Raw genomic sequence first — 11,555 nt, 5'->3', positions numbered from 1 at the left:
TGTGAAATTTCTATTTTGGACTGGCGCTAGAACTTCTGAAGCAGTTGGTTTGAAGTGGAAACACATTTCACCTGATTTCAGAACAATTACATTCACTGAGGCTGTTGTGAATATATCGTCTCAGGGGATCAGGAAAGGTACCAAAACGAAAAAATCTCGCAAGTTTCCTTTGTTTTCACTTCCTAAGTTAGTGGCACTACTCAAGGGTATCAAGCCTGAAAATTGCGACCCAGAATCTCCGGTTTTTACTTCCTTAACTGGGAAACTGATCAACGCACACACATTCAATGCTGATGTTTGGAAGGGTTGTAAGCGTCATGGGAAACAGGTTGATGGGATTGTGACATGTTTTGACCCAAATACAAGTTTCGCTTACTGATGAGTTAGCGATCGCACGGAGCGCAGACGCGGTTAGCACCTGCGCTCAACCTTTACCTGATAGTGAAACGGCTGAAACTGTTGTGAAACCAAATTCGGTTTCACTCTCAAATGCTTTTCCAGCAAAGGTTTCAGGCTTGCAACTCCCTACTGGAAACCAGGGAACTGTAAAAAGTAAGGTCAAACAAGACAATAATTTGCATATCACTACTAGCGGTGAATCTTCCCAAGAGTTAGTTTTTACGGATCTGGATCGGGTTTTATCAGTTTCACCTGTCTATTTTAAATGCCATTAAGCTCGACAAAGCAACAACTTTAAATTGAATCATCGGATAATGATAAATATCTAGGGAACAATCGCTATTTTTGAGATAGGACTTACACATAAACCAGATTTCTCCAATCCAATCTCATAGTTTCAGCGTTTGATCTGCAACTAGAAACCCTATTTCTTTCGTTCTTGTGCCTCAGCCTTATCGCTCTTTTGTCACTCCGATGAGAGTATATTCTGAAAGCCTTGCTATGAAAGGATTCTGTCTTTTCTAGAGGAAAAGACAGAATCATGACAGAAAATAAAGCCCCAAATGTATGCAAGATCTTGATTTCAAGATTTGACATCAATTTTTATTCGTTCACAGTGACAAAAGAGCGTTATAGCGGATTGCACTCGAATGAGGTACACCTGAGTTTGTCAAGCGCGCACCCTTAAGGGTGCGCGCTTGACAAACTTGCGCGATTGCGCTGTACCTCACGCGGCTCTTCGCCGCTGTAAGCGATCGCGTGAAGATCGGAGTTTTCCCTAGCTTCCCGATTGTGGATACTGGGCTAACTACCGAGTTTTTGCGGAATCAGACTTGTATAAAAAGTTATAATCTATATAAATAAGCAAATTTGAGCCATAGACTGCATTAAAGGGAACGCTGTCAAAAAATGCGATCGCACGGTGAGGATTTGCCTTGCGTTATGTGGTTTCGGAGCGATTTAAGGTGTGGTGTTTGGGGGTATAGGGAGTGAGGTATGAGCAGAAAATAGTCCGGGGGAAACATGCAAAAGCGATTACTGCATCTGGAGGATATCCAAAAAACAAACAGCCCAGAACAAGTTGCGACGCTATTTCAAAAGTTAGGCTATAACGCTAGTTGCCAGCTGTTGGATATTGGCGATTTGCAACTGCCAGATCGAAGCGCTCAAGCTGTTAATCGAGTTTACTTAATTGCCAATCAAGGGGATAGAGAGTTACAGATTTTTCTGTTTCAACTACACCCTAATGAGTGGATTTCGCTTGCTGCTGTGACTCATCGAATGCAGGCGATCGCCCACAATATCTGTAAGCGCGCTTCGTATTTTTTATTGTTAGGCACAAAGGACTATAGGCAGTTAATGCTCGTTATTCCTTACAAGAGCTTTGATGCTCAGATGAATTTAAAGCTCAACATTCACAAGTGTCTGATTAACGTTGCTGAGCCTAGTTATCGTGACCTAAACCTGTTAGAAAAAATTGCTGCTTTTAACCTTGCTCCCCAAACAATTTACCAAATTCAGCAGTCAGCGCTCCGATTTGGGAAATATCAGAGGAAATTTGAGACTCTGGATTCAGTTCGCATCTACTTGCAAGAAATTGGTCGGATTCAACTGTTAAAAACATCAGAAGAGATTGCTCTTGCTCGTCAAGTCGCAGAGTTAGAAGAGTTAGAGCGTATCAGAAAGGAATTGCAGAAGAAGCTTCAACGAAAACCCCAGGATGAAGAGTTGGCATCAGCAGCTAGTATATCGCTATCGGCGCTGCGCGACGCACGCGCCAATGGTCGTGCAGCTAAAAACAAGCTCATCGAGGCAAACCTGCGATTAGTTGTCTCAATTGCTAAAAATTACGCACATCGAGGAGTTGATCTATTAGATTTAATCCAAGAAGGAAATTTAGGACTAATTCGAGCGATTGAGAAATTTGATTATCAAAAAGGTTATAAGTTATCAACCTACGCAACTTGGTGGATTAGGCAAAATATAACAAGAGCTATTTTTAATCAATGCCGCAGTATTCGCTTACCCGTTCACATCTGGGAAAAAATTTCCTTAGTTAAGAAAACAACCAAGCAGCTTTCTCAAGAAATCGGTCATATTCCAAAACAAACAGAAATCGCCCCTCGGTTGGAAATGACAGAGTCAGAGCTACAATCTATTGTTAAATATGCTTTGCCCATCATTTCCTTAGATACGCCAATTGGTGGAGAAGAAGACACTACATTAGGAGACTGGATTGAATTTGATGGGGTTTCACCAGAAGCGCATCTCGTCAAAACTATGTTGCGGGAAGAATTAGATAGTATCTTAGAAAGACTCAGCCCGCGCGATCGCCAAATTTTACAGATGCGATATGGATTGGACGATGGACGCGAGAAAACCTTAGAAGAAATTGGTCATATCTTTGGTCTAACCCGCGAACGAATTCGTCAAATCGTCAACAAAACATTAAATAAATTACGCGAATGGCAGCCGACAAATATTATTGATTTTCAATAATATTTACTTCCTGCTACTTCAGCCAAAAATTTGATGCACCAAAATTCATCAATAACCACAGTCAACTTTGAGGAGGAAAACATAAATCATACCAATAGTCAAGAGGTTGCTAGTAACAGGACCGATTTGGAAAAAACTGAATTGAGTGGACTAATTAAAACTATGGAATACAATTGCGCGGACTTACTTGAAGAAATTACCTCTTTGGAACAGTTATTTTCTCAACTAAGTATGGGACTATCCAAGGCGGCTTCACAGTTGCAAGATCCTGGTATACCTTTATCTGAAAAGTTAATTTTAGAGCTTGAGTCAGCCAGGAAAAATTTTGTGCAGTTGCGAGACAGGGTAATAAAATTGGCAGAATCGTCTGGAATATCGCCGATACCTAAGCCTGATGAAATAGTTTCCCGACAGGATATGAAAAGTTTGCTGCACGCGATCGCAGACGCAGAAAAGAAACAGTCAGAGAGAGAAAAAGTACGATCTTCTGCTTTGAAAGTTATAGAAAAGATTTTAGCGATCGCGCATCGAGTAGAAAGCAATTTTCAACCATTGCAAGAATGTTATAAAAAAGCCAGCGAACTCTACCTTGCTATCTCGGATTCACAGGAATCTGACTTACATCCGGACACCCAAAACTTAGCTGATGGGAATCATCGATTCTCAAAACTGCTGAAACTAATTTCAGATTTGGAAGATTTGGACGACGAGTGTTTAGCAGATCTTCAGGATGCTGTAACCGAATCATTTGGAAGAACTTTGGCTATGGCAGCAGTGAGAGGCAAACTTATAGTTCGAGAAGAATTTGTACAAAATTTACCCTCACTTAAGGGCGATCGAGTAGCTGAGCGCGTTGAAACTACTGAAGCCGAAATATCGCAAGAGGAGCAACAAAGTAAAGAAGAGTCAAATTGGACACAAGTAGAAGCAGCGATCGCAACGCCCAACAATAAAATTATTCCAGACTCTCAGCCAGTAGAGACGTTGATTGCGACTCTTGAAACTGTAACTTTACCGCCCACAATTGAAACTGAGAAATCCGCGCCATCGGAACAAATAGAGGCAGAATTAGAAAAGGCTGTTAAGGAAACTCGAAAATTCCTCGAAGATAATGTGGCCTTGGGTTTGCTGAGAGAAACTGAGCGATTAGATTATGTAGCGCAAATTGAAAGCACAGCAAATTCTGTAACGACAACCTTACGTTTTTCCGAAAAGCTTTCCCATCTGCAAGCTATTAACGATGGGATTAACTCTAAACGGCAGGAAACAATTGATGATACTAGAAAAAAACTCATTCAGGAACTAGGGCAAGAAAACCCTGCCTATGCTCGAATTTGCAGTGTTTTGGATAAAGGTGATGTCCTGAGTGCCAACGAATATATAGACATGGTGCAGCAGGGCCGACCAATTCCTGAAGCTGAAACAACAACAGATGCGTTTATAGACTTCTTTAAAAACAAGTATGCTGCCCTAGAAAATGTCCTTGAACCTGCCGATCGAAATCGCACCATTAGACGCGAGCTAATTAACGAAATTGCCAAGGGTAGAAGTATTGGACTACTCCAAATGCAACAGGTACCAGGCGCTCAAGCCAAACAAGCATCTGAAATGCTTGAGGCTTGGTTTACGGCTAAGGGTAAGAAGCAAGCAATTACTGAAGAAGATGTTCGCAAAATTCTCAGCTATCTCGGTTTTAACACGGCACAAATTGCCATAAATCCCATAAATCAAGTTAGAAATTATATCTGGATTGATGTTACCACCGAGCCGATTCAAGACAAAAAACGTTGTCCAGTTCCAGCTTATGGCTCAGAAGCTAAAGGGCGTTATCGTATATTGTGCGTCTGGGATAGACCATCAGAGGAAGATATTCTTAATGCTGTTGGAGATACTTCTGTTGGCTCTAGGGTACTCGTATTTCATTTCGGACGGATGACGGAAAAAAGACCTAGGGATCTCGCCCAATTGTGTCGAGAACGCCGCCGCACTTTTATAGTCATTGATGATGCTGTCATGTTCTATCTCTGTGGAGAAAGGGGCGCACGCTTACCAATATTGTTTGAGTGTACCTTGCCCTTCACTTTTCTAGAACCTTATACAACTACTTCAGGCTTTGTTCCCCCAGAAATGTTTTACGGACGGGAACGAGAAAGGGACTCGATTATTGCTGCTACGGGGTCTTGTTTTATTTATGGAGGAAGGCAGTTAGGTAAAACTGTTTTGTTGCGATCTGTCGATCGTACTTTTCACTCACCAACAGAGGGAAAAATCGCTCTCTGGATCGACCTAAAAGCCCAAGCAATTGGTTACGACAGAGATATTGATGAGATTTGGAATTTGCTGGCAACTGAGTTTAAACATTTAGGAGTTATTCCCGATACCAAGTCCACTCGTGTAAAAGCAGACGAATTGCTCAAGCAAATCCAAACTTGGCTGGCTCAGGACGAAAATCGCCAGATTTTGCTGTTGTTAGATGAAGCAGATAGATTTCTGGAAGCTGACGGCAAACAGGGAGACGAGAAAGGAGAATTTATTCGTTCTGCTCGTCTGAAAGGATTAATGGATAAAACAAATCGCCGTTTCAAAGTGGTATTTGCTGGCTTACACAACGTTCAGCGTACTACCAAACTAGAGAACCATCCTTTAGCTCACTTGGGAGAACCAATTTGTATTAGTCCCTTGCTCAATAATGGCGAAATGCGCGAAGCCAGAGCTTTAATTGAACGCCCATTTGCTAGCATTGGCTATCGCTTTGAATCTCCCGATTTGGTGACGCGCATTCTCTCGCAGACTAACTACTATCCCAGCTTAATTCAACTTTATTGCCAACAATTGCTCAAGCATGTTACTAACCCTGATGTCGCCAATTGGAATGGCAAACAAGGTATTCCTTATGTCATCTCCTCCCAGCAAGTTGATGAAGCATACCAAAGCCAAGATTTGCGTAAAGCTATCCGCGATCGCTTTATGTGGACGCTACAATTGGATGGGCGCTACGAAGTAATTGCCTACACGATTGCCTATGGCTCTATTCAAAGCGAACAAGGCATGGTAGATGGATTCAATGCCCCTTGGATTCGCAATGAAGTGCTGACATGGTGGTATGAAGGATTTCTCGGTTTGTCATTAGATGAAATTCAAGTGTTGCTGGAAGAAATGGTCGGTTTAGGAGTTTTACGTGTCACCAGTACGGGTGGTTTCACCCTGAGAAGTCCCAATGTACTACTGCTGATGGGAACTCCAGAAGAAATTGAAGCTGTACTGTTGCAACCGCGCGAAGCTCCCCTGCAATATGAACCTGGAACTTTTCGTTCGGCAATTGGTACTAAGGATAACTCTCGCCGCAGTCCTTTAACCGCTCAACAGGAATCAAAACTTCTGCTTTCTGAAAATGGAGTTTCGATCGTATTTGGTAATCTCGCGGCGGGACTCGATGACTTGAAAGTTTATCTCAAATCCTTGTTTATTAAGAAAAAGGAAGTCTTCTACTATTATTGGGAAGATATTTCATCAGCAACTGATTTTTCCCAAAGCTTGAAAGAGCGAATTCGCAATCGGCAGAAAGATGGTACAACGCTGGTTTTTGTATCCTCGGCTTGTCCTTGGAATCAAAACTGGGTTGATGAGGCGATTGGGCAAGTTGACAGATTAAGAGCCAAAAATTCTTTTGTCCGCGTTGTCTTTGTTGCCGATACTCAAAAAACTTGGCAGTTAATTAGTAAGAGTTCCACCGACTTTATTTCGGTTAAGAAACTGACGACTTTGAGTTTAAAGCCTTGGCACGATGCGGCGTTGCGACAATGGCTACAGGATTGTAATTTACCAAGCGATAAAGTAGCCCGCGAAAAAATCGCATCTGTGACGGGAAATTGGTCAACTCTCCTCTACCGTTTCTATCAAAATGCCAAACCTAATCCCCATCAATGGGAGCTTCATTTAGAATCGCTGCAAGAATCATTAACTGACGGTAAAGAAGCTCGCGATTTTACCAATTTTGACTTGGGTATTGAACGTCACGAACAAAAAAATATTGCAAGTTATCGCGCAATTGTATCCTCTTTATGCTGAAGGTATCGTGTCTGTTGAGGATGTAGTAGATTGCACTAATGACCTCCTGGTCGATGTTGTTAAAAAAGTTCTCCAATGGGCAAACTTACTGAGTCTTGCTAATCCTGTAGGTCAAAGATACGGTCAGGAATTGTGGTATATCGATCCAGTAGTTGGTCGCATTTTGGCAGCGATTGAAGAGTAAAACCTAACCCCCAATCCCTCTCCATGCGATCGAGGGATTGGGGGAGAGGTCAATTTCCACACCATCAAACTGCAATAAATAATTCATTTCAGAATTATGGCTCTCCCAGATTACATCGACAATAATCAACATACACTGGAAGAAGTTTTGCGATCGCTCATTTTGCAAGAAAGCCAAACCCACCTGGATATTGCTACCGGATTTTTTCGTATAGAAGCATGGGCTAGGTTAGAACAGGAACTCAACAATCTAACCAGTCTGCGCCTGCTGATTGGTCGCGATCCCACAATTCGACCCGCAGAAAGCGATCGCATCGACCTAATCCGCTACTTCCGCCGCGAATTTCTACATCAGCTAGAAACAGAAAAATTCAAACGGGAATATAAACAGCAGATTGACCGTTTAATTGCATATCTACAGCAAGAACATATCCAAGTTAGACTCTATGGAGCAGTTGGCGACAAGCTACAATTTCTCCACGCCAAAGCTTACATTTTTGACAAATACAGCATCATAGGTTCGAGCAATTTCACTCCCGCTGGCTTGAGTGGTAACACAGAGCTAAACGTCTTAAATAAAACACCAGCAATTGCCAAAGACTTGCGTCAAAATTGGTTTGAGCAATTCTGGACTGACAAAAGTGTCGATCTAGACTACAAAGCTAAACTAATTGATGCTCTCAATGCCTCCAAATTTGGCAGCAAACCTTACACGCCCTATCAAGTATTTTTAAAAGCACTTTACGAACTATTCAAAGAAGATACCTTACCACAAGGAAGCGTTCGTACCAGCCTAGAACTGGCTAGTTTCCAACAGGAAGGGTTTGAGCGAGCAGTTAGGTTGCTAGAGCGTCACCGGGGTTGTATCGTAGCAGATGCCGTAGGTTTAGGTAAAACTTTTATCGGCTTGCGGGTACTTGACCACTATCTGATTAAAGACAGGCGTCCTGGTTATGTTCCTCGTGCAATTGTAGTATGTCCAGCCCAATTGCGGGACTTGGTGTGGCTGAAAAAACTCGATGAATACGGCATCAAAGCTGATGTGCTTTCCCAGGAAGAGATTAGCCGAACAACCTTCGACATCCGCCGTTATAGCAAGCATGACATCATCGTTGTGGATGAATCTCATAACTTTCGTAATAGTGCAACAAATAGATACAGAAATTTGCAAAAACTGATTGGTAGTGGTAAGCGAACTAAACGGGTATTGCTGCTGACTGCCACTCCAATTAATACCAGCATCTATGACCTGTATCATCAAATCTTACTGCTGACTCGTAATACGGAAACCTATTATCGAGAGTGGGGAATTTATCATCTCAAAACTTACTTTAAAGCTTTGGCAAAAGGTGGGGCAGAAATTACTGAGTTGCTGTTACAAACAATGGTGAGACGCTCGCGCCAAGATGTTATCAAGCGCCAGTTGGCTGGGGAAGAAATATACATTGCTGGTAAAAAGATTCGGTTTCCCAAACGTCAACTAAAACAGTTCACGTATAATTTTGAGGCTAGCTTTCAGGGACTTTACGCGGGAATTGCCAATCAGATTGACTCATTGCACTTAGCACCTTACAACATGAGGGCATTCAAAAAAAAGCGTCAAAAGTCGGATGAAGAGCAGGTGCAAAAAAATGAAGCACTGGTTGCTTTGATGAAGTCGCTTTATCTGAAGCGGCTAGAAAGTTCGCTGATTGCTTTTGAAAGTAGCATCCGCAACCAGAGGAATTTTCAAGAACGGTTTTTTACCTTGCTACAACAAGGTAAACTGTTAACCAGCCAGAATTTTCGCAAAATTTTAGCAGCGGAGATAGATGAAGAGGAGAGCAGTTCAGTCGAGGAGTTAATTGAGTCTTTGGATGAAATTGACCCCAAAGATTACCGGATTGAAGAGTTGCGATCGCAGATTCAATTAGACCTTAATAACCTCAACCGCATTTTGAATACACTATTACAAATTCAAAAGAATGTCGAATCATGACGCGACTATGACCGCAAGTTAGCAGCATTCAAACAACTGCTAATTGCGGAGCTTAAGGGGCAGAAAGTTTTGGTTTTCAGCTATTTCAAAAACACAACTGATTATCTGCACAACCAGTTACTTTCAGATTCTGACTGGTTAAAAGCGATGGCAATAGGCGATCGCTCGCCTACAATTGACAAAATCACAGGTGAAACTTCTGGTAAGCAAAGAGAGGAAAAAGTTAAGCGCTTTGCACCCAATGCTAACTACCAGAGTGAAGAAGTGCAGCAGAATCTCCAAGGTCAAGAAATTGACATTCTTATCTGTACTGACGTTTTATCCGAAGGTCAAAACTTACAAGATGCTGGTGTTTTAGTTAACTACGATTTGCATTGGAACCCAGTGCGAATGATTCAGCGTGCTGGACGAATTGACCGTTTGGGTACTAACTATGAAGAACTGTTTATTTATAACTGCTTTCCAGAACAAGGTTTGGAGGCTTTACTCGGATTAGTGAAACGACTACAAAACCGGATTGCCATGATCGATAAAGAAGTGGGATTAGATGCCAGCGTTTTAGGAGAAATCATCTCAGACAAATCATTGGAAGAATTATATCGACTTAAGAAGGCAATTACCGAGGCAGATAAAGCAGCAATTTTAGAGGAACTTGAGCAAGCAGCTGATTTGGTATCCCTGGATGAAATGCGTTTGCCTTTATTGGAATTTTTCAAGCAAGAGGGTGAAGAAGCAGCCCAAGAAATTCCACTGGGGATTCACAGTACGCGCCATGTCTCTATTCCTGAAACCGAACATGGGGGAATATTTCTAGCATTTCGCGCCAAAGATAAACACTTTTGGCACTTTTATCCCCGTGTCAATGGTGCGATTTCGACAGAACCTAATAAACGCATTGATGACAAGCGCAAAATCTTCAACTGGCTCAAGTGCAAAGCTGAGGAATTCCCACCTCCTGAACAACTGCTACCCGTGAAATTTGATAACAGCATCTTTGAGGTTCTGGAGCGGGCTGTATGTAACTTGATGGCATACTTTAAAAAACAGCAAACTAGCAGGCAATTAAAGCCTAAACTGAGCAAGCTTTTAGAAAAAGTTTACTACGCATTGACGCAGGTTAGCCCCAGCCCAGAAGAGCCAACTTACCAAGAAGCTAAAGAACGGGTGTTAAAAGCGATCGCCACAGTTAACCTTCGCATATACGAGCGCGACATCAAGGGAATATGGGAAAAATACGTTGCATCTCTTGACTTAAATGCGCTCGTATCCTCTCTTGATGAGTTGTTCGTTGAACAAGACCAATACTACGAGCTTGATGAAGAAGACTTAAAGCCATTGGAGATGATTAAGGAAGAAGATATTCAGCTTGTTTGTTACCAATGGTTTAACCCAGAATAGTTGGTTAAGGGTTTTTATTGAAGAATAGAAATTTGCGATAACTCTGATTCAACTTCAGTTATTTTCTCTACAACCAGAACCCTGATGAAGAGGAAAGTAGTCAATAAAGCATGAGAGGAACTTGGTAAGCAACTTGCCCTTGAATAGCCTCAATTCCATACCTGGAGCAAGTCTGACCGAACTTGCCTGTATTACCCTTACAGGTGGCAATAATTAACGTACATAGGAAAAAGCAGAGGAACAGGGGTAATTTTGAGGAAGGTAACATCCTTATAGATACTTGTATGCCCTCTAGCAAACCCCGCATAACTCTATATATGGACGAAGAGGACATGGACTCCCTGGAACAGTGGGCTAAAGACGAGTTTCTCACTATCGGGCAATTAACCAAGGTGATAGTCAAGAGGGCGATCGCCCAATATCGAAAACAGTGCGAAACCCAAACAGAACCCCCTCACTGCGGCAAAACCAACAAAAAGGCTTCCGAGAAGAATGAACATCTCTGAAATTGCCTTACTGTCACTGCCACTTGCGATCGCGCGGCATAGTTTTGTGTAAGAAGTTGGAGCGATCAGTCTGGGCGCTGCACTTATCTGCATGGTCTTATAGCACGATAGCACAATAGCACAAGTACACAGCCAAACTAGACACAAAGATTTTTAGCAATGAGATGATGTATGAGAAACTTATGAACTTGAGTCTGTGTCAGAAGCCGAAAAAGAAGTGTTTATTAGGGGTCGCGTTCCTGAATCGGTCAGGGCGCGCTTCAAAGCTACCTGTGCTTTACGAGGGCGCGATATGAGCGATGTCTTAAGAGAATTAGTAGAAAAGTGGTTAGCTGATAACGAAACCTCTGCACCAACTAGAGGAAAGAGGAAAGGAGAATAAATGAATGCGATCGTAACAGTTAGACTAAATTCAGCAGTATGACACTCTTGCATTTAATACGACGATGACTGAAATTACCCTATCTCTACCAGAGGAAACATTACTGGCGCTAAAGTTAGATCCCCAGCAACTGGGAGAAGAA

The 11,555-nt window shown here is 42.2% G+C and carries 8 protein-coding genes and 1 pseudogene; all 9 read left to right on the top strand.

The window, feature by feature from the left end:
* The coding region (locus ACE1CM_RS10755) for a tyrosine-type recombinase/integrase (RefSeq protein WP_374877412.1) at positions 1 to 379 on the top strand (379 nt) is incomplete at its 5' end.
* Positions 351 to 674, top strand: a complete 324-nt coding sequence (locus ACE1CM_RS10750; protein ID WP_374877410.1) for a hypothetical protein — start codon at positions 351 to 353, stop codon at positions 672 to 674. The genes ACE1CM_RS10755 and ACE1CM_RS10750, both read left to right, overlap by 29 nt.
* A 748-nt stretch (positions 675 to 1,422) precedes the next feature.
* Positions 1,423 to 2,898: a sigma-70 family RNA polymerase sigma factor gene (locus ACE1CM_RS10745; protein ID WP_374877409.1), complete on the top strand. Its 1,476-nt coding sequence runs from the start codon at positions 1,423 to 1,425 to the stop codon at positions 2,896 to 2,898.
* A 162-nt stretch (positions 2,899 to 3,060) separates the two neighbouring features.
* Complete coding sequence (locus ACE1CM_RS10740; protein WP_374877408.1) at positions 3,061 to 6,966, top strand: hypothetical protein; 3,906 nt, start codon at positions 3,061 to 3,063, stop codon at positions 6,964 to 6,966.
* A gap of 7 nt (positions 6,967 to 6,973) precedes the next feature.
* On the top strand, positions 6,974 to 7,150 hold the full coding sequence (locus tag ACE1CM_RS10735) for a hypothetical protein (protein WP_374877407.1): 177 nt from the start codon (positions 6,974 to 6,976) through the stop codon (positions 7,148 to 7,150).
* 96 nt (positions 7,151 to 7,246) lie between these two features.
* Positions 7,247 to 9,127 carry an SNF2-related protein gene (locus ACE1CM_RS10730; RefSeq protein ID WP_374877406.1) on the top strand — a complete coding sequence of 627 codons (1,881 nt, stop codon included), beginning with the start codon at positions 7,247 to 7,249 and terminating at the stop codon, positions 9,125 to 9,127.
* A 27-nt stretch (positions 9,128 to 9,154) separates the two neighbouring features.
* Positions 9,155 to 10,525 (top strand): annotated as a pseudogene (locus tag ACE1CM_RS10725) (C-terminal helicase domain-containing protein); the annotation flags it as partial.
* Between the two features lie 284 nt (positions 10,526 to 10,809).
* Positions 10,810 to 11,031, top strand: coding sequence for a hypothetical protein (locus ACE1CM_RS10720; protein ID WP_374877405.1), 222 nt, complete (start codon positions 10,810 to 10,812; stop codon positions 11,029 to 11,031).
* Positions 11,032 to 11,227: 196 nt separating this feature from the next.
* Positions 11,228 to 11,413 (top strand): plasmid partition protein ParG, encoded by a 186-nt coding sequence (locus ACE1CM_RS10715; protein ID WP_374877404.1) that lies wholly within the window; start codon positions 11,228 to 11,230, stop codon positions 11,411 to 11,413.
* Positions 11,414 to 11,555 lie beyond the last annotated feature (142 nt).

It is taken from the genome of Microseira sp. BLCC-F43, assembly GCF_041929235.1.
Taxonomy (GTDB): domain Bacteria; phylum Cyanobacteriota; class Cyanobacteriia; order Cyanobacteriales; family Aerosakkonemataceae; genus Microseira.
Note: the sequence above shows the minus strand (reverse complement) of the source record. Positions and strands in the feature narration are given on the sequence as shown.